Source organism: Rhodococcus sp. PSBB066, from assembly GCF_017068255.1.
GTDB classification, from domain to species: Bacteria; Actinomycetota; Actinomycetes; order Mycobacteriales; family Mycobacteriaceae; genus Rhodococcus; species Rhodococcus aetherivorans.
The window spans coordinates 4,919,401-4,939,908 of record NZ_CP070859.1; the positions used below are offsets into that span (position 1 = coordinate 4,919,401).

Sequence of the window (20,508 nt, forward strand, 5' to 3'; positions counted from 1 at the left end):
TGGGTGTCAAGAATTCCGAAACGATCTCTGCTCGCGTTCGGTGAGCCACTGCGAGTATGTGATAGCAAGTTCGGCGTCGATGCGTGTCCCGATTTCCAGCCGTCGTAGGCGCTGGTAGGGAACCGCGAGTGAGGTCGCCGCCGCGGTGATCGGGATGCTCAGTGTTCGGCGACGCTGCCGGAGTCGGCCCATGGCGGTGTTCACCGGTTGGGGATTCCGGATGACCTTGAAAACCTCGCGCGCAACGAAACGTTTGAGACAACGAACGATCTCGCGGTCGGACTTGCCCTCCGCCGTGCGTCGCGCGATGTACTCAGCGGTGCGCGTATCCCCCGATGTTCTCCGCACCAGCACGATGCGGTGGATCGCGGAATTGGCCGCGCGGTCTCCACCTCGGGAGAGTCGATGCCGCTGGACCTTGCCCGACGATGCAGGAATCGGCGCAGTCCCGCACAGGGCAGCAAATTGTTGCTCGCTCGTCAGTCGTTCGGGGTTGTCCCCGCACGCGACCAGAAGCTGGCCGGCAACAAGAGGCCCGACTCCGGGAAGCTGCAGCAGAGCCGGGTTGATCTGAGCGACCAGCTCACCGAGTCGGGTATCAATCTCGTCGATGATCGACGTGTGCTGCTGATGACGCACGGCAAGTCGCTTCAACGATCGCCACAGGGTCTGCTCCGGTCCATGTCCCGAATTCGGGCGTGATCGAGCAAGGGTGGCAACCAGCTTCGCGCTGATGAGGGTGCGGTAGGCGGCACGGATCTGCTCCGGTGCGGTCACCAACAGAGCATGGATCTGGTTCATCGCCGCGCCCTGCGCCTTGCGGGCCGAGGATCGTTCGGTAAGGAGGATCCGCATCGATTCGACAAGCCCGTCGCGGTCCTTCGGCGTCGCCAATCCACGCCCGGACAGGGCCGTGGCGGCCGCGTGCCGCGCGTCGAGCGAGTCGGACTTGCCATGTAGTCGGCGTGCGCGACGCTCGGGTCGAGCGACCTCGAGAACGGTGATGCCTGCCCGGCGCAGTACGCGTGCCAGTTCGGCGCCGTGGCTGCCGGTCCCCTCCACCGCGACTGCGACGACCAGGCCGAACCCGCGGAGATAATCGATGATCTTCCGGTAACCGGCGCCGGTGGCCCCGAACTCACGGTCGCCGAGGGGTCGTCCGTGTTCGTCGATGACCGCGACGTGATGGGTGTCTTTGTGGGTGTCTATCCCCCCGTAGACGTTGTCTTCGTGCTCGTATGCGCAGTAGGCGACCACAGATGATGTCCTTCCTCGGTCGGTGCGGGCACATACCGACCGGGCGGGCAGACAGCACACAGACGAGACTGCCGAGGCCAAGCTCCTATCAAGTCATGCTCGTCCGGTCGCTACGCGCGACCACGAGGAGACGGACAGATCCACCCGAAGACAGCCCACTTCAAGGCGTCGGTGTACGACCGGGTCACGTCTCCCCGCGGCCTTGTCCATCATCTATGTGTACCACGTCGTCGAGGACTGGATTCAGCTCTCGATTCTCTTGGGCCGCACCGAAAACCACGACGGTCCGCTGTACGAGATCGTTCGCGGCAAGGCCGATTCGGACGTCGAGCAATGGCCGTACTCCGTAGACAATCCCGTCATCGCTGACCTGCGATGGCTGCTCCGTCGGGCAGGGATGATCCTGCATTTCGGACTCCGTAATTGGCACTGTGCGACGCCGCAACCGCTACGGCCAAGGACTGTGTGCGGGCATTGTCCCGCATGGCCCCAGCGACCACTGGAGCGAAAGTGCGTTCGCTCGGTGTTTCGAGGAAACAGATTCGGTGGGGAGGGTGGTCTTGCGGCGCGCACTTGAACTCGCGTTCCACTCCAACTGTTCAGTCAGGTGCTTGCGGTCATCGCAAGGGGGAGCGTTTCGTCGCATTGCGAGCGTGAGCGATCCGCCCTCCCTGATTAAGTCGTTTGCTGTTCGGTGATGTCACTCGTCAAGCGCCTTCAGGAGGGCGTCTTGCGCGTTGCTGTAGAAGAGGAACGACACCTTCGTCGCGACCTCGTCGCTGACGTCGAGCACCTGTCTACGCGCAGATACGGGGATCAACAGGGCGGTTGCACCCTTCTCCATCGCGTGCTCGGCGAGAGCAGCAGCGTTGAGGACGGTCTCCACCCCGCCGCCGAGCGATAGGTTCCCAACCGCGATCAGTCCGCCGCGAACAGAGCGCTGGAGCATGGCCGAAGCAAGCGCAAGAACAATCGGCAGGCCAAGACCGGCCCCCGTCTTCGCGGCATCAAGAGCGCGGACCTGCGCGGTCAGGTTGTGCTCTCGAGGGTCACGGTCTCCCACGAGGGCACGCGCCTGAGCGACGAGGTTCTGTTCAGCCACCTTGAAGCTCTCGCGAAGAGGAGCTGGTGCAGCTTGGTTGAGAAGGCCCCGGGCGCCAGCACCCGGAGTGTCGGCGGCTTCGATCCTGTAGAGACCAGGGCCAACCTCGCCGCCCCCCTCGGCGATTGCCCACACCTGCCCCGGCGGTAAGGGGTCGAGGCCGATGGAGTCCGGGCTGGCGAGCTCTGGTGTCGAGACGAACTGTTCGACGCCCTCACCAATCCGGTAGCCGAATTGGGTGTTGCGGAACTCGGCTGGGCCAATGCGACGCTGCTGCTCCTTCACGCGCCGTCGGCACTCAAGCGCGATCCGCATAGCCCACTCCAGGTCCTCGTCGGAGATCGACGCCTCGGCGTCCGGGTAGAGCAGCTTCAAGAGGCCATCGACGGTCTTGTTCACTGCGGACAGGTCACGCCCTGAGAGCGCGTCGGAGTAGTTGACGCGCCCTTGGATGGACGCCAGGCGCGACTGGGTCCGTAAGTGTGACCAGCACTCGGAGAGGAAGTCGCTGACCAGGCCGAAGTGATGAGTGAAGTACGAGGGGTTCAGCTTCGGGACGTCCCAGCCGGGCAGGTAGGCGTGGATGCGGTCCATGAATGCGGTGTCGTCGCGCATCTCCGGTGGCAGCGGCGACAGCAGATGACCGATCCGCTGCTGGTGTGCCACGTCGACATCGAAGTTGCCGACGAGCACGATGGAGCCATCTGCACGGATCGACTCACGCCCGCGGGAGAACTCGCCAGACTCCATGTAACCCTTCATGATGTTGACGCCGTCCTTCTGGTCGAAGGAGACGCCGGAGACCTCGTCGAAGCAGACGACGTCGTACTGCGCCACGAGTCCGCGCTGTCCGGTCGCGTTGTTGACGAACATGCGCGCGACTGTTGCCTTGCCGCCGGAGATGAGGTGCGCGTACGGCGAGACCTGCTGGAACAGGTGCGACTTACCGGTGCCGCGCGGGCCAAGTTCGACCATGTTGAAGTTGCGTTGGACGAACGGGACCATGCGCAGCAGAAGGACGTCCTGTTCTCGGTCGCTCAGATGTTCCGGCTCGAATCCCACCGAGCGAAGGAGAAAGTGCTTCCACTGTTCGGTGATGAATTGGGATCTGCCCTCGGCCAGCCGGGCGAGCGAGTCGCGAGTCGACAGCTGGATCGGTCTGAGCGAGCCGACGGCGAAGGGCCTGCCATTGTTTTCCTCCGCGATGACGGCGTCGTAGGTGAGGTCGACCTCGGCGTAGAAGCCGCCCGTGAGCATGCGCTCGTGATCGCGGACCACTGCGTCATCGATACGGACGTCCTTGAGACCGAGGCTGGGCAGCTCGGCGAGGTAGACATTCGACTTTGCGTCCAGGCGCGCCTTGATAAGATCGATGAGCTTGATCGTCATGCGTTCGCGCGCTCGGGATTTGAAGAGCTCTTGTTCGCCGGCACGAACCGTTCGATCGGAGAGCAAACGGCGCACGACTTGGAGGCCCTCGTCGATCTCTTCAGGATCGGTAGTGGCGCAGTATCGACCTATGAGGAACTCGCCGACGTAGGTGGGGACGGGGTATGCGCCCTTGAACTGCTGTGCGAGGTCCTTGCGTACGACGTAGCCCTCGAATGCCGCCGCTGCGAGTTCGTCGATCGCATCGAGCGTGATCGTGTCGGTCATGCGGTACCCCCTACCGTCGTCTGGCGTTGCGCGACGACGGTACCGTCCGCCGCTACCAGAACCACATACGCTGTGGTCCCCTCGGCGGCTTCCTCTTCGTCGACGAGCACCTTGATCTCGCCCGGCTCCGACGGCGTCTTCGGACCACCGACCGTTGTGGACGGATCAGCGGGCGCGAGACGGACTTCGGCGACGACATCGGCCTCCGCAGGTTCGAAGTCGATCCGACAGCGTTGACCGGTCCAGCGGATACCTTCGATCTGCGCGGGTCCGGACGCACCCGCGCTGGCGGAGATCTCTATGACAGGGATGACGCATTCCTGGGGGCTCAGGCCGCCGTGGTCATAGATCGTTCCTGCCTCAAAGGCTGCAGCACCGGGGGCGCTGACCATTTCCACTGAGCTGTCCCAGGTCCAAGGAACGATCGGGAAGTCGGGTCGCGCAGCGCCAGCCTTGAGCCGCGCAACGCGGGGCTTTCGCGCCGCGTCAGCTTCGGTGACCGCAAGCGGCAGATTCACCTTGAGGGCTGCCGCTGCAGACATCAAGAAGCCGTGGTCGGTCACCACGACGACCCGTCGCCAACCCGCAGCAAGGAGATGCTGGATGCGTTCCGAGACCCGGTCGAGTTGTTGGTCGACCATGTCTGCAAGCGCATGGCCGTGATCGTGACCAAGCGCATCGATCGTGTTGGTCTGCGTCCACCCGATCTTGTTGACGTCGCCGGTTTCGGCTGCCTTCCAGTCGAGGTACAGCACACCTGCCTCCGCTAGGGCCGAGCGGAAGACCGAACCCTTCACCGAGCGCCCTTCAGCATCGCCAGCGTCGAATGCCGGCCCGGCACCGAAGCTGGCCGCCACAGGGGCAACGGCGGGTTGCCCGGTCGGGGTCACCGTGGGGAATGCCGCGAGCCGGGGGGTGACTGACACCTTGAACGACGCCAGGCGTTTGGCAAGGCGCTGTGCGAGGTCAAAGCGCAGCGCGTCCACGAATACCACGCATGTCCCGGCGGGGACGTCGAGCCCGGTCTCGCCGGTGTATCCAGCCAGTGCTGCCGCTTGGAAGGTGCGCGCTGTTGCCTCGACCCATGGGTCGTAGATCTTCGTGAGCGCCTTGCACACGGCGTCACGATCCGACGCTGTCGCCGGCGCAGCGATGACGCGCAACGCCAGGTCGTCGATCTTGTAGCCCTCATCCGCGTACCAAACTATCTGCGCCTTCACGTCACCGGCGCGCGCCGGCGTCGTCGCCAACTCCGCCAACTCCGCGAGGTATCCCGTGGCACAGGCCAACGGCGCCTGCCCCAGCTCGCCCCAGACACTCTCTTCTCGCCGCAGATGGGTAGCAGCGAGTTCGTTGACTGTCGTGCGGACCTGACTAAGGTCGTTCTGCTTGTCCAGGTCTGTGAGTGCTTTGCGAAGTTGATCTTCCTGTTCTTGGTTCCAAGATGGCCACGAGTCGGGATGTGGGTCGGTGTCACCAAAGAGGTCGCCGTCCGGGCGAGCGTTGTTCAAGACGGCCGGAAGGGTGGGATATCGACGGGGGTTGTCGGCGAAACGTGCCCACACGTTGCCCCAGGCACCTTCACGAGCACCCAGTCGCGCGGCGGCGGTGAGCTGACCGTCCTTCCTCGGGTCGAATCCGTACGTCGAACGACATGCCTCAACGAAGGCCTCCCAGCGAGCACCTTGCAGCGCCTGCTTTGTGCCTTCGGGGTCGTCAAGCCACTCCAAGAGAGCCCGAACGCTGTCCGTCATCACAAGCGAGTGCAAGCGCGACGCATCGAGACGCCCCATGCGACGCAGGTCGTGGACATCTTCCCTGAGGAGTTGGTCAAGCACACTCGTCAATGCAGACTTGGTCTTGGCATCGCTCGCGATATCGAGGCCAGCTCCGTTCTTCGAGCCAAGGAATGCATGCGGCGTCCACGCGGCTTGGCCATGCGCAGAAGGCCACCAATTCGATCGAAGTGCCACCTCCATAAGTGGTGACACGGCGGAGTTAAGGGTAGTGACATCGGACAGTGAGCTTCGGCGGTGGCCGGGAAGGTAGATCACCCAAGGGCTGCAATCGTTTCGCTCGGCCAGATGCGATGGGAGTTCAACGGAGTCAGATGCGGACAGGACGGCTCGAATCCAGATTGCAGGCCCCTGCGCTTTGTCAGGGTCGTATTCGCCGAGTACGAGGATTGGCACAGCCTCTTGCAGGAGGCCGATCACCGGCTCCCACGCGCGGTCCGGGTCAGGCCAGAAGACGGCCGCCGGTGAGGTGCTGGAATCTGCGTTGTATTTCGCGGCTTCGAGCAGTGCCTGTGCGACAACATCTCGTACGGCGCTCACAGCTTCACCTCAGCGTGCCGCCGTGCCGCGCGGCGCTCCTCCAGGGTTGGGTGGAGGTCGTTGATGCGCTCCGAACCATCCGGGTTCGTTCCTCTGTCCTTGGCCCACTTGATCTTCGAGCTCAGCTTGATTCTGAGGACATCTGCAGTCACGAACGGGCGGATATTGAGCCGCACGCCGTCGTCCAGATCGGGGTTCCAGCCGATTGGCTGCTCGTGGAGTTCCTTCCACCGGACATAGACGTCGTACGGCGGCGCGCCGTCGAGGATCAACTTGAGCTTCGCCTGCAAGCCCTCAGCCGCCGCGAGCCGAGCATCTGCCCCGGATCGACCTGCAGCGGCCTCATGCCTCTGCCGCTCGATCCATGAGCCCAACGACGTGAACGTGAGCTTCTCCAGGGTCCGGTGGTCGAGCCGGTGATAGTTGACGATGACTGAGAACCCGTCCTTGCGGCCATCCCAGATATGCCATAAATAGGGACGGTTGTCGAAGACCTTGACGTGTTGCGCGAAGAAGGTGTCACGCAGCCAGTCCTCAAGTCGGCCGTTCTTGCCGCCGGCCTCGTCGACCAGCCTCCGTTCGAGTGCGCTCGACCACTTGTCGCCGTACACCGCGGCGAGAAGCTCGCGCAGTCGAGTAGCGAGGTCTGGCTCACCCGGAAGCGACTGAAGTGCGGAGATACCATCTTTGTCAGCGAATTGATCGAGCGCATCAGGCTTCTGATCGGGCCATCTATACCCCAACAAGCGCGCAACAGCAACCTGGAGCGGATGATCCGATGAGGCAACGCTACCCGCGAATAGCCACTGCGTTGGGTCGTCCGAGTGGGGGACAGGCATTGGGCCCATGTCGTCAGCGACCTTCTTCCAGCGTTCTCGGTCAAAGGCCACCTTGACAAGGGTGGCATTCGTGACCTTCAGCGCATCGTCAAGATCACGCACGTCGTCGGCGAACTCTGAACTTGAGCAGTAGGCCCAGATCGCGGGCAGGTCTGATTCCGACATCGGGATGATCGTGGCGGTGTTGTTGTCGAACAACTCACCGGTGTAGATCGTCACTGGCAGATCGCCCATCTGTGATACGGCCACGCCACGCCTTCCCTTGAGGCCATCACCGCGAATCCAGGCTCCTACTCCCCACTCACCGAGCCGCTCCGCCACGAAACGATGGAAACGGCCGTTTCCGCCTTCCCACCAGATGATGTGCTCGCGTCCCCCATACGGTTGCGTAGATCGGACAGTGCTTTGTTGGAACTCCCAATCAGGGTGCGGAAGGGGTCGCTCCCAAAAGACCCTGCCGAACCGGGGATAGTCGCCAGTCTGGATACCGGCCATCCCATCGGCAAGCTCCGCCAAGAGAGAGCCCGGCGCGATGCGAGTTAGAGTGATTCGCTGATCCGGGTTGCTGCCTTGGTCTGCCTGTTCGGGCGTCAGTGGGTTATGGCGACGCAGCGCTATCGCTTTCTGGTCCGCCCCATCCACACGGTGAACCAACAGGCCGAGAATTCTGTGCCCCTTCTGCGGGCGTACCGCGCTGATAACACTCAGGGACACCTTGACGATCTCCCCGCTGATCTGCCTGAACGCTCCGGCCCCGAGACGCGCTACAGCATCAAACCGGCGATCATTCAGCAGTTGGTCCCGGAACTTTGCGTAAGACCCAAGCAGAAGCCAGTTCTGGGGGGATACCACTGCGACAGTTCCGTTCGAGCCAGCAAACTCCAGACACCGCTCGATGAATGCTGTCGCGATGTCAGCCCTCGCCAGCGGATAGGCGGAGTCGATGTAGTCCTGGAGTGTCTCAGCCATCGAACGTCGCTGAAGATAGGGCGGGTTGGTGGCCACCAGCGTGTACATCCGCGAGAGCAAAGCCGCAGCCTGAACAACATCGTCCGCAGCATGGCCGAGCACTGAGGTGTCGTGTGCCTCGGCACGGAAAGCGTCGCGTAGCGCCCGCCTGACAAGCTCCCAACTCGCACCCACGCTCAGATCGCGACCAAACAGTGCGTCACCGACATCGTTAGGCCGCGGTGAAACGAGGGATCCCAGGGTATCAGCGTTGCGGAAAAGGCCGTGGAGGCGGACGAGCACCTTCCGCAACTCGTCATCGCCTCCGGCCAGCGCCTCCCAATCTGTCCGAGTCCCTCGCACCGGAACACCCGAGCACGCAATCTGCGGTGCAGGAAGCTCCCGGAACCCTCCTTGCTTCCAGGCTTCGAGGGCAATATCGAAAGTGGCGATCTGGGTACATCGGGGATCGAGCTCAAGGCCGTGCAGGTTGTCGCGCAGGACGGCGTCCTGCGCGTCAGCCGCAGACAAGCCCTCCTCCTCGGCCCTCATCCGCCAGAGCATCCCGAACATCGCGACGAGGAAGTGACCAGAGCCGCAGCAGGGGTCCATGACCGTTACATCGGCCGCGGTTGCCGGCCACTCGTCGAATGTCCCGGCAGCTGGGGTGCCGTCGTCGAGTCGGCGCAGGTACTCCCAGGTGTTGACCAGCGGAGACTCCGGGTGGCGAGCAGCCCACCAGGCACCGAGGGAGTTCTCCAGCAAGAAGCGGACCATGTAGTTCTCGGTGAACAACTGGGTGACCGGCGACAGATCGGCACCGCCGATCTTCAAACCGGACTCGTTGACGCGCTTCTTCTCAGCGGTTTGCCAGAACTGGTAAACCCAGCCGAGAGCATCCTCGGTGAGGAAAACCTCCGCTGGGATGCCGAGAAGGATCTTTTCCAGTTCGAGGCGATGCTCGGTCGCGAACCGCACTTGGACAGCGGGGTCGTCGAGCCGGAAGACACCAGGAAGGATCTCCGAGGCGAATCGAGCGGCGACCGACCAGCTATCGGGTTCGCCCAAGTCGTCGGCGAGGTCCGTGCAGTCCTCGAGGGTTAAAGATGTGTCGCGGAACTCGGGATGGCGAAGAAGTCCATTGACTTCGAGGAACCGGGCGAAGAGCAAGCGATGCCACTGCTCGTAGGCAACTTCACGCACAAGGTTGGTGAGATCGGCCCCAATTCGGGCGGTGTCGTCGCCCAGCTGGCGCGCCTTGTCTCTCAGAGCCAGGCGCAGGGTGTTGTGGTCGTCGCTCAGATATGCCGGGCGACTCGGCTCAGCGACTGCGAGTGCGCGCAGGGCATCGGCAGCGGCCTGCTCGGCTGCGATTCGGGCTCGTTGCACAGCGCGGTCAAGGTGGTTCCGCTGGCCGCTGTTAAGAACTTCGCCCATCAACCCTTCACCATCACCGTGTCGTGTTCGGAAAGTGCCTGAGTCAGCTTCGACCGAAGGTCCGAGAGATACGTTTCAATATCCTCGGCGCTGCTGAGCGTGGCCGTGGGCACGATGACAGTGCCCGCCTTGGGCGCAGTCAGACGAACCGCGGCCTCCAGCGCCTTCGCAGCCCGGGCCGGCACTGCATCGAGAACGGCCCCCCACGACGCCAACGGTCTCTGTTGGACTGCTTTCAGGACGGCATCCGTATTGCCCAGCTCCAGCTTGCCCTCTGGGGCCAGATTGTGCTCGTTGAGGATCTGCTGCTGTTTGTCGGAGTCGAGCGCAACCCACGCCGACTGGTACCCCAACTCGTCGACGGCCGCCTGCCGGGCTTGCTCAACAGCCTCAGCCGCGCTGCTCACCGCTTCGCGCACGGCACTTGCGAGGTCGGTCGCGATCGGACTGACCTGGTCGGTATCCGAAAGGAGTTCGCGCGTCTGCTCGAAGGCGTCCAACCGCGTTCGAATTGGGGCGGCTCCATCGAGGTTCGCAGCGGCACTCGACAATGCGCGGGCCGTCGCCAGTGCTTCGAGCCTGGATGGGCGCCGCTTCTCGAATGCGTCGAGGCGATCTGCGAAGTCGGTCAGCTCATCCTTCGCTGCCAGAAGGGCATGTACGCGGTCATTGCCAGACGCGCTCTTGATTTGTTCGATGCTGGAGGGAGGTGCAACGTCGGGAAGGGGGGCGGGACCGCCAATTGAACCAGCTCTCTGAGCGAGCCTGATGACGGCCTGCTCAGCGCCGGGGACCAGCGATTCGTTGTCCGCTGGGACTCCAAGCTTGCTCAGCAGGCTCCGAGCGGCGATTTTTTCGGCAGTCTTCAAGACGGTGGATTCGCGCCTCAAATGCACAGTGCCGAGACGGGTCTGAGAGAGGACCTGACTCGTCGACGCATCGGAGCCGTTGATGGTGGCTCGAACGAGTCCGTTGTCGAGCAGCACACCAATCGCTCCCATGAGGGCGTCACGTGGCCAACCGAATGGCTCAGACAGAACCGCCTTCTCCACGTCGCTTGCTGGAGTGCCAGCACTACCGATCCGGCCGAGAATCTCCTTGACTACGGGATGTTGCTCGGGGACGGCGTCGTACCCCACCGCCTTGAGCGCGTCTGCACCGGATCCCTTCTTGATCCGGTCGATCACCTGGCCCCAGTGAGCGTCATCGGCCGCGTCGAACTTGCTGAAAAGGCGCATGGTTGCCGACTGCGCGCCGTTGTCGATGCGGTCTCGCAATGCAGTCCCTGCCGGCGCAGAACCTCCACCGAGCTGAACACTTGCATTGGACAGGATGTCTCGGATGTGGTCGCTAACCTGCCCTTGGGCACGCGACAGCCGGGACTCCATCGCGCGCCTCGCCTGCTTGCCCTCATCGTCCTGCGGGATTCCCTGCTGATCGAGGGTGCGCTGTGCAGCCATCTGATTACGCCATGCCACGGCGAACGCTTGGGCCTGAATCCGCGGGAGATGCACGAGCACGACGGGCGAATCCGTGCCGAGACTCCGTACGAGATCCTCGAACTGCTTCGCCGTTGTGCCGTCGTCCCACTCCGATCGGAGCCAGACCGGGATCGTGTTGGACGCGAGCGGCGGGGCGTTGTCGGTGTGCAGGACGAGCCTCCGCGCGACCTTCGCCTTGCCTTGCAGAACAGACTTCGGCAACGCATTCTCGACCTCGTTGCGCAACCTAGTGTCGCGTTCTGTACTGATCTCACTGTCCGTGAGCTGAGCGGAGTGCCTTCGGAAGGCCTCATCCCATGTTCGGCCGGCCGCTGTCTGGAGTTGGTACTCGTCACCGTCCTGCTGGAGGATTCCCGCATTGGTCAGAGACGCCAGAACCTCAGGAACCTCCTGGCGAAGGGCAGTGCCGTCGTTGGCCAGGTCCTCGACAAGCAGGTCAACCAGATGGTCAACTGTGGCGCGGACGCCGATGTCGCCAGGAGGAGTCGTTGGGAGCAGGCTGATCAGGTGAATCAGTCCGAGGATGCGGCCTCGCAGCGGCTCATTCTGCCCCTGCTCGTGAATCAGGCGTTGGGTCTCCTTGAGCAGCAGCCCTGCGCCGTTGAGGTCCTCATGTTTCGCTGCGTACAGGTAGTCGGCACCGACGACCGTTCCGACGGGCTTCGAGGCAACCAGCCGGTTGGCATCGTGCACAATGCGAAGCTGTGACCGGAGTTGTCCGGCTCGGCCCGCGTCGGCCTGGCGCAGGACGCTCTCCCAGAACCGTCGACGACTAGGGAGCAATGGGTAGTCCTGGGGTAGATCCTTATCGTCTTGAGTCGTGTGTTGAATTTTGCTTCCGGCGAGCTGGCGAGAGATCTGGCCGGTGACATCGGCGAGCGCCTTCTCCAGCGTCGAGCGGGCAGCGGGCTCCTTGTTGAGAAGAACCCGGCGGACGACAGCGTCGACGTCCTGATTCTTTAACACCACCTTGACCGTGAAGCGGTCTTGAATCTTCTGCAGCGTCGCATCGGCAGTTAGCTCCTGCTGGCCTGTGGCGACAAGCAGTACGCGCCCGTCGAGTTTTTGCGACACAGACTCAACGAGGTTCTGAACCTCCATTGCCCGTCCACCGTCGCCACTGATGTACTGCTGAACCTCATCGAGAACGATCAGCGTAGGAGGGAACACTCCTCCGCCAACGAATTGGAGCACCTTGCGAAGGAGCACGATTGTCTCGTCCGTAGACAGAGCCCGCGCGTCAGGGGGGAATTGGCTGCGCAACGCCTTCCGGACGTCGGCGCCGGTGGAAGCGAAGCTGGGATCGACGGCAAGGATGGCGTCCGCGAGTCGGGTACTGAGGTTGTACTCGCTGAGTTCCTCGATGAAGTCCGCACCGTTCGCCTGGACGTGAGCGCGTACGGCGTCCAGGTCGCCCTTGCTTTCCAGCCAGAGCGCGACCTGGGCTGGCTCAACGCGGGTGGGAAGGCCCGCCGCCCGGAGCACGATGGCAAGAAAGACCGCATTGAGCGTGTCACCGCTGCGATCGAGCGCACCAGCGGCCGACCATGGGGCGGCGCCGTCGCGCTTGCCGACAGTGGAGAGTTCGACGAGCTGGTCCTTGATGCCCTGCGGCAGGCTGACCAGGCCGCAGGCAGATGCGCCGGTCGGGAGGGTGGTGTCGGCCCACAGGTGTTGGAGTACCCGCACCAGATGCGACTTGCCGCTTCCGTAGAAGCCGGACACCCAAACGGCTGGCTGGGTCGTGCTGCTTCGGTGGCGAATGTAAGAGTCGAGGATGCGCTCGAGTCCGTGCTCGTACTCGCCTTCGCACACGAAGCTCGTGAGTTCGTACTCCAGAACCTTCCACTGCTTCGAGTCGTCCGGTCGGTCGACGTTCGTCACACCATCGTTCGGGATCTCGAAGTCCAGCGGTCGCCGGGTGAAGAGCTCGTTATTGATGATCACGCGATGTCCTTCTCCGGGTCGATAACGCGAGCGCGATAGTTGAAGCCATCCCGAGCGTCCAGCAATCGAAAGGAATGGGTCTCGGGATCGTGAAGGCCCGGGAACAGGACAAGGAGCCGACCGCTCACTTCGTCGTCGATCGCTTTGATCACGCTCGACGCGCGAAGGAAGGGGAAGATCGACCCGATTCCTACCAGTGCCACCACGTTGTCTTTCGGTGCGGCGGATAGCTGCTCACGGATCTTCGTCACAAGTTCTGTCTCGAACTTGTCCGTGATTGCGGGAGAAAAGTCACTGGGCTCCTCGAAGAAGGCCTCCGCATACCGGTGCAAAGCAAGCCAGCGGCCGAGCTCATCGGTGATGTCGATGAGTGTCCAGCCATGATCTCCTTGGACTGTGACCAGCTGCAGTCGCGGAAGGGCGGCGCGCATGATGCGCTCCATATCCGGCGGGTAGACGAGCATCCATACGCGTTCCCCGCCGGAGAGTCCTGAGCGCCACGGGAGGCTCAACTCCCCGGCATAGGCATCCACGAGGTCCGATACGCGACTCATCAGCGGGTCCCATCGATGATCGGGAAGCTGACATCGACCACGTTCCCTGCGACAAGGAGGTCGATGAGCCCCTGGCTATGGGCAGCGCGCAGAGCCTCAAGGGCGCCTCCGCCCGGAAGGTCGAGCAGGGCTGCCCAGGGAGTCTCTAGAACACCAACGCCGCGGTTGCCCGCCAGGTGCCCGAGGTAGGCGGCGAAAGCGATAGCAGCGGGGAACGATTGAACTGTCTGGCGGACCTTCTTCATTCGTCCGGCGAGATGACCTGTCTGAGTCCAGCAAGCACCCGTGTTCCGCCCCGTCTTGCCAAGCGTCGACTCGGAGAGGTCAGCGCCATAGACGGCGGTCACGGCCTTCGTGAGGTCGTCGGAGGTGACGATCGCACCTGGGGGCGCCAGGTGGATCGCCGGAAACGAGGCGCGGAGGATGCCGTCCCTAGTGAAGGCCAAGACGCCCGCCATGAGAGGTTGCGCCGCGGCGTCGGTGTCCCAGAGTCGTCGCAGCGCCGCAAACTCCTGTCGCGAGGGGTCAAGAAAGTAGAGCTCACGCAGATGGCGGAACGAGCGTTGACGGCCAGCCTGCGTCGGTCGGCCGAGCACGTTGTTATCAACGACTGCCTCGCGGTAGCGCTCCTGAGGAGCATCTGGAGGAACTGCTCGAAGCAAATCGATGAGGTGCGGGACGGCGATAGTGTGGCTCGCCGTGGTACGCAACGACCCCAAGACAAAGCCTGCCCCCGGGGCATCCGAAACGGTCATCTGACGGCCAACTCCTACTTGTTACTGAATTACCCCCAGTATGTCCGGAGACCTACCGGTGTGAGGGCAATACCTCCGGCATTCTGACACTGCGTCGGATCCAATGGCACAGGACACCTACCCACACTCTCCGTAGATATCCCATCCTTCTAACGTGCCATGCGACTGCGTGAGGAATTGAAGAAGGGTCGGCCCAGGCGGTCTGTTCGTCGTCGTGGGCCTCGAGCCGCGTGGCAGTCAGTGCGCGTCCCTGTTCCGGGCTGGGTGCGGCGGCTAGCACGGCAAAGGCGTCATGTCCGAACAAGTCGTCGAAGGCCGCCACCGCGGCCGGACGTTACTCGCGCAGCATCGCTCGGGTCGGCCGTGTTGCACTGCCGGGTCAAGATCATTGCCCGATGTGCCCGGGCACAACTGTTTGTGATCCGCTTCGACATCGACCCCGAATCTCGCAGCGAGTGCGACCAAGTTCTCTTCGTACCCCTGCCCCACCGCGCGCAGCCGCCACGTGCCCGCCCGCCTGTAGATCTCGGTGAGCACCATGGTCCGCTCGGTGGTCCCGGCGTCGAGCACGAACGTCGCCGCCGTGCCGTCCTCACCGTCCACGCTCACCGACACCGCACCCAGTTCCCCGAAGGTGCGTTCGCCGTCGATGGCCGCGGCGATCGCGATACGCGCGCATTCGTCGGGCAGCGCGGCCAGATCGAGCCGTACGCTCTGCTCGCTGCTTCCGTCGATCGACAGCTCGATCGCGCCGTCCTCGGCGGTGGGGTTGTTGCAGAAGACGAAGTCGTCCGTCTCGGCGCGCCAGGCGACGTTGACCGTCCAGGATGTCTTCCGGGCCGGCAGGTCGATGACCTCGCCTCGTGCGAGCGCCGGCGCTGAGATGCGGGACTCGATGCGCATATGCGGTGGCACGACGCCCTTCTCTACCGCGGCGCTGACGTCCGTCTTGGTCAGAACAGGGAGCTCGCGCGCGGTGATGCGCGGCATGCGCCGGTCGCTGTCGCCGCCCTCCAGCATCAGCACGTCCGTGACTGCCGCGGTGAGGTTGAGCGACGGGCGGGCGCCGAGCTGGACGAGACGCGAGCGCATGAGCACAGCGTCGAGGTGGGTGCCGCCGAGGAGCAGCACCCGCCGGCCCTGCCACAGCTTCGGCTTTTGTCCCGTGAGCATCCGCTCGGGCAGGCTCTGGGCATCGACGAGGGGCTCAACAGGCGCCGCCTGCGGAGGAGGTTCGATCACGGGCTCAGCAGCGGGCGCGGCCACCTCGACCACCGGACGCATCTTCGGTTCGCCCGGCAGCACTCGGGTGAGCATCTCCTCGAGCTGCTGCTCGGTGATGACGGGGATGCCCTCGGCCATCGCCTTGCGGATCTTGCCCGTCTGTACGCCGGGGTCGTTACACACGACCACGCTCGTCTGGCGACTGACGGAGTTCATTACGTCGAGGCCGGCGTCGGCCATCCGGCCGGCGAGCGGGACCCGCGGCGTCACCGTCTGCCCCGTGACGACCACCTTCATCCCCTGCACCAGGCCGACGTCCAGCGACAGGCGTCCCGGGTTCTTCCACTCGCACGGTACCCGCGGCACGGAGTCCGGGTAGGCGGGCCTGCGGCTGAGGCAGTCGACCACCGGCAGCGGGAGCTGCAGACTCTCGGCGAGCAAGGCGCTGCGCACGAAGACCTCGCTGAGGACGCGGGCGTCGTCGTAGGCGTCGTGCTCGAGCAACTGCTGGACGTGCCAGTGCGCGGCCAGGGTGGAGAGCTTGTGATCGGTCACGTCCAGCTCGAGCCGCCTCGACAGGGCGAGAGTGCACAGCCGGTGTTTGACCGGGATCTCCGCTCCAGCGCGCCGAAACTCTGCGTCGAGGAATCCGTAGTCGAAGGCCGCGTTGTGGGCGACGATCGTCCCGCCGGCCAGCACCTCGGCGAGCTCACCAGCGATCTGCTCGAAGCGCGGGGCACCGGCGAGCCGTTCGCGCGTCAACCGGTGCACGTGAACCGGGCCGGGGTCGCAACCCGGATCGACGAGCGTCGAGTACTCCTGCTCGACGCTGCCGTCCTCCCTCAATACCAGCGCGGCGACGCTGAGCACCCGATGCGCATAGGCGCGCAGGCCGGAGGTCTCGACGTCGACGACCACCCAGCGATGACCCTTCGGCAGCGTCCGCGAACCCGACGCGTGCGACTGCGTGTCGATCACCTGCACCTGCTCTACCTCCGACTGTTCTGCTGCCGGCCCCACCGGCGCACCCGAACATAGTGACTGATGCTCACGACACCACCGACCGCGCCACGCCGAGCGCGCCTGCCTCCGACCCGTGCCGGGCAGTAACGTGCCAGCCATGGCACAGCCACTCGAAGGCAAGATCGCCCTGGTCGCCGGCGCCACCCGGGGCGCAGGCCGCGGGACCGCAATCGCCCTCGGCGAGGCCGGCGCGACGGTCTACTGCACCGGCCGCACCACCCGCGAGCGCCGCTCGGAGTACGACCGGCCGGAGACCATCGAGGAGACCGCCGAGCTGGTGACGGCCGTGGGCGGGGTCGGCATCCCCGTCGCCGTCGACCACCTCGATCCCGAACAGGTGCGACGGCTCGTGCAGCGCATCGACGACGAGCAGGGCCGCCTCGACGTCCTCGTCAACGACATCTGGGGCGGCGAGAAGCTCATCGAGTGGGAGACCCCACTGTGGGAGCACGACCTTGCCGGCGGGCTGCGGATGGTGCATCTCTCGGTCGACACGCACCTGATCACCAGCCACTTCGCGCTGCCACTGCTGATCCGGAATCCGGGCGGACTCGTCGTCGAAATGACGGACGGCACAGCCGAGTACAACGCGAAGAACTTTCGACTCTCGGTGTTCTACGACCTGGTCAAGTCGGCGATGCTCCGGCTTGCGTTCTCCCAGGCGAAGGAGCTCGCGCCGCACGGGTGCACGGCCGTCGCGCTGACGCCTGGGTGGATGCGGTCGGAGATGATGCTCGAGCACTTCGGGGTCACGGAGGAGAACTGGCGCGACGCCGCCGTGCCACATTTCGTCGCGATCTCGGAGTCGCCGCGATTCGTCGGGCGGGCCGTCGCGGCGCTGGCTGCGGATCCGGACGTGCATCGCCGCAACGGCGGGTCGTTTTCGTCGGGTGGCCTGGCGCGCGAGTACGGCTTCACCGACGTCGACGGGTCGCAGCCCGACTGCTGGCGGTACATGGTGGAGGTTCAAGATCGCGGCCTGCCGGCAGATCCGACCGGGTATCGGTGAGCACGACACGCCGACGCAGCGACTACCGCTCGCCCCCAACGTATTCCACACAAGCAAGACGAATCATTTGACGCGTCCGCGGCGCGGTGCCACGATGTGTCATCGCCCCGCGCTCGCGAGGGTCACAATTGAAGAAGGCCCGCCAGGAGTTGCCGCTCCCGACGGGCCGGATGTCCGACTGGTTAGGAGTCGAACGTGGGTAACAATACCCTCGTCGGAGGCGTGCGCCGCGCGCCGCGCCCGACAAGAAACTACACCGTCGTCCGCAACGAGACGATCGGCAACAAGGACCTCTCCTTCCGCGCCCGCGCGGTCTTGATCTGGCTGCTGTCGAAGCCGGCAGACTGGCGCATTCGCTCCGACGCGATCGCCGCGGAATCACCGTCCGAAGGCCGTGACGCCATCCGGTCCGCGATGCGGGAACTGGCTGCGCACGGCCACCTCGTCACCGAGCGTCGCCAGAACGAGCACGGCCAGTGGATCACCGTCCAGACCGTCTACGAAGTACCGGTCCGGCCCGAGCCGGGGCCTGGAAATCCGAACCCCGGCGAACCGGACACCGGAGAGCCCGGCGCTGAACAAAGTACTGAGGACCAAGAGACTGAAACCAACCCCTCACCGGCCCCCGAACCGGCGGCACCGTCCGCGCGGCCACAAGGGGTGATCAGCATTCCGGAGAAGAAGCAGATCGGCGAGCTGGCGACCGCATGCCGCGCCGCGGGCCTGACGGCGACGTTCGACTATCTGCCCGCCGCCGCGCGCTCCCAGATCGTCGCACTGATCGACTCCCACGGAATCCCACCCCTGGTCACGGCGGCACGATCGACGCATCGACCGAACAACCCGACGCGCTTCGCCCACGCATGGATCCCGCTGTGGCAAGCGCTGCCCCTGCCCCGCTCTCCCCTGCCGCCCCGATGCGGCCGGTGCGACGAGTACGGCTGGCTGCCCGACGACGATCGGGGCCGCGCCGTGCGCTGTCCGTGCCGTCGCTTCGACGCGCCCGACCGCCCGGTCGCTGCGTGAGCACGTCGGTGGCGAACCGATAGCATCGGCGAGAACTGTGCCATGCCCACCGAATCGAGGTCGGACGTCCATGTCCCGTAAGCGCTCCGGGTCGAGTCGCGGATCATCACCTCGTAAGCCACTTCCCGACAATGTCGTGTCGTTGGCCGCGCGCCGGCGCCGGGCAGACACACCGATCGAGCAGTACCGCACACTGGCGCCGGAGTTCGCCGCATGGCTAATGGAGAACGCTGGGTGCCCCGCGAATCAGGCGGAGGACTTCGTTGTCAGCGTCGCGCATGCGATCGACGCGCTCTCGGGTGCAGATTCCGAGTTTGCGACCACGGCATGGCGGAGCCGCGACGTGGACCACCTTCTCGAGCGGGTGCTGACGAGTGAACTGGTCGAGGACGACGACGAGACGCGGGCGCACATCGCCGGAGACGCCGCCGTGTTCTTGCAGTTCCTCTCGGCGACAAACCGGTGGACCGGCCAGGACGAAGACCTCGGGTACGCCCTGTCCACGCTCACGTCGTACATCGAATCGAGGCTCGCGTCTCTTCCACCCACCGAGGTCGACGAACCACCGGTCGAGCCCGAGGTCGAACGTGCCGCCTTGACGGTCGTACCGGTCGTCGCACGGCTGGACGCCCTGCTCGGCTGGATCGGTGAACGCCGGCCTGTGACCGCGACCGGAGCGCTGAAGCGTGCCCTGGTCATGGAGGCCTTCGACGCTGTCGGCGGCAAGCGCGAGGATCTGGCACCACGCAAGGTCCAGTCGATGTGGGATCTTCCCGTACTGGCACAGACCTGGGTCGTTGCAGCCATGCTGGACTTGATCTCGATCGGAAAGACCGTCGTCAAGCCCGGTCCTGCCGCGCCGGTGTGGCAGGATCCGGACCGTAATCCCGGCGAGTACCTCACCCTGTGCCGAGACGCAGTGACACATTCCCTCATCGTGGCCCTCGGCAGGCGCGGCGAGGGGCGGCTCGTGGCATTTCATTCCGTCCTCGACGAGGCGACCGCTGCCGTCCTGTCCGCCGGTCTCGGTGAGCACCCCCTGCCGTCCGGCCCCGAGGAACGCCTGCACGCACTGTCCGTGCTGTTCCCCGGCATGCCGGTCGGACCGAGTCTTCTCGGCAGCATGCTCGTCGACCGCCTCGACGACCTCGTCGCCGACGGCATCCTTGACGACGCGGACGGCTACCGCGTGCCGACGCCTCTCCGTCCTGCCGTGCGGGCCGCCGTGCGCATCCTCCTCGGCGACGCGACACCCGTCGCCATCCACCCGCCCGCGCGGTGCACCCTGCGAATCACGTTGCGCGACAGCGAGCCTGCGGTGTGGAGACGGGTGGTAGTCGACAATTCCCTGAGTCTGCTGCATCTGCACTTCGTCATCCAGAGCTGCTTCGCCTGGGAGGACTACCACCTGCACCAGTTCACCGAGGGCGAGCCGTTCACCGGTGGTTGCGTATACGTGCCCGACGATCAGCTCGACGACGAGCTCGCGAACGGTCAGGACGAGGTCGTCGACGAGGGAATGGTGACCATCGGGACGGTACTGCCCGACGTCGGGGCATCGCTGACGTACCTGTACGACTACGGCGACGGGTGGACGCACGACATCGTCGTCGAGTCCGTCGCCGACTTCGACGCCGAGGCACCGCGCGCCGCCTGTGTCGACGGGCAGGGCCTGGCGCCGGCCGAGGACTCCGGCGGCACGTGGGGCTGGTCGGACATGCTCGCCGCAGCCGACGACCCGAGCCACGAACGCCACGACGAGGTGCGGCAGTGGCTGGGACTGCGGCCGGGAGAGCGCATCGACTCGGAGTGGTTCGACTCGGACGAGATCAACGACCAGTTGCGCTCACTGTTCGGATAGCGTTGCGGTCGAACGGCTTGCGCGCGAATCGC

The 20,508-nt window shown here is 64.7% G+C and carries 11 protein-coding genes; 3 read left to right on the top strand and 8 right to left on the bottom strand.

The annotated features are described in order from the left end of the window. Nucleotides 1–6: 6 nt before the first annotated feature. The 8 genes from JYA75_RS22345 to JYA75_RS22380 form a co-directional block, all read right to left on the bottom strand. Nucleotides 7–1,257 carry an IS110 family transposase gene (locus JYA75_RS22345; RefSeq protein WP_203329364.1) on the bottom strand — a complete coding sequence of 417 codons (1,251 nt, stop codon included), beginning with the start codon at nt 1,255–1,257 and terminating at the stop codon, nt 7–9. A 700-nt stretch (nt 1,258–1,957) separates the two neighbouring features. Beyond that, on the bottom strand, nt 1,958–4,015 hold the full coding sequence (brxL, locus tag JYA75_RS22350; protein ID WP_203329365.1) for a protease Lon-related BREX system protein BrxL: 2,058 nt from the start codon (nt 4,013–4,015) through the stop codon (nt 1,958–1,960). Further along, entirely contained in the window at nt 4,012–6,351 is a 2,340-nt protein-coding gene (gene pglZ / locus JYA75_RS22355; protein ID WP_203329366.1) for a BREX-1 system phosphatase PglZ type B, read from the bottom strand. The genes brxL and pglZ overlap by 4 nt, the downstream gene beginning before the upstream one ends. Next, on the bottom strand, nt 6,348–9,575 hold the full coding sequence (locus JYA75_RS22360) for an N-6 DNA methylase (protein ID WP_203329367.1): 3,228 nt from the start codon (nt 9,573–9,575) through the stop codon (nt 6,348–6,350). Before JYA75_RS22360 ends, pglZ begins: the two co-directional genes overlap by 4 nt. Continuing rightward, complete coding sequence (brxC, locus tag JYA75_RS22365) at nt 9,575–13,024, bottom strand: BREX system P-loop protein BrxC (RefSeq protein WP_203329368.1); 3,450 nt, start codon at nt 13,022–13,024, stop codon at nt 9,575–9,577. The genes JYA75_RS22360 and brxC overlap by 1 nt, the downstream gene beginning before the upstream one ends. Beyond that, the gene (locus tag JYA75_RS22370) at nt 13,021–13,578 is read right to left on the bottom strand and encodes a BREX protein BrxB domain-containing protein (RefSeq protein ID WP_203329369.1); all 558 of its coding nucleotides are present in this window, start codon (nt 13,576–13,578) and stop codon (nt 13,021–13,023) included. The genes brxC and JYA75_RS22370 overlap by 4 nt, the downstream gene beginning before the upstream one ends. Continuing rightward, a complete protein-coding gene (locus JYA75_RS22375) occupies nt 13,578–14,333 on the bottom strand; it encodes a hypothetical protein (protein ID WP_203329370.1) in 756 nt (251 codons plus the stop codon). Before JYA75_RS22375 ends, JYA75_RS22370 begins: the two co-directional genes overlap by 1 nt. Nucleotides 14,334–14,606: 273 nt before the next feature. Then, nucleotides 14,607–16,541 (bottom strand): exonuclease domain-containing protein, encoded by a 1,935-nt coding sequence (locus JYA75_RS22380; RefSeq protein WP_239010480.1) that lies wholly within the window; start codon nt 16,539–16,541, stop codon nt 14,607–14,609. A 136-nt stretch (nt 16,542–16,677) separates the two neighbouring features. Between JYA75_RS22380 and JYA75_RS22385 the strand changes: the two genes are divergently transcribed. The 3 genes from JYA75_RS22385 to JYA75_RS22395 all read left to right on the top strand — a co-directional run bounded on the left by JYA75_RS22385 (nt 16,678) and on the right by JYA75_RS22395 (nt 20,476). After that, on the top strand, nt 16,678–17,589 hold the full coding sequence (locus JYA75_RS22385) for an SDR family oxidoreductase (RefSeq protein ID WP_203329371.1): 912 nt from the start codon (nt 16,678–16,680) through the stop codon (nt 17,587–17,589). Nucleotides 17,590–17,811: 222 nt separating this feature from the next. Then, nucleotides 17,812–18,615, top strand: a complete 804-nt coding sequence (locus tag JYA75_RS22390; protein ID WP_203330208.1) for a replication protein — start codon at nt 17,812–17,814, stop codon at nt 18,613–18,615. A 136-nt stretch (nt 18,616–18,751) separates the two neighbouring features. After that, entirely contained in the window at nt 18,752–20,476 is a 1,725-nt protein-coding gene (locus JYA75_RS22395; RefSeq protein WP_239010481.1) for a plasmid pRiA4b ORF-3 family protein, read from the top strand. Nucleotides 20,477–20,508 lie beyond the last annotated feature (32 nt).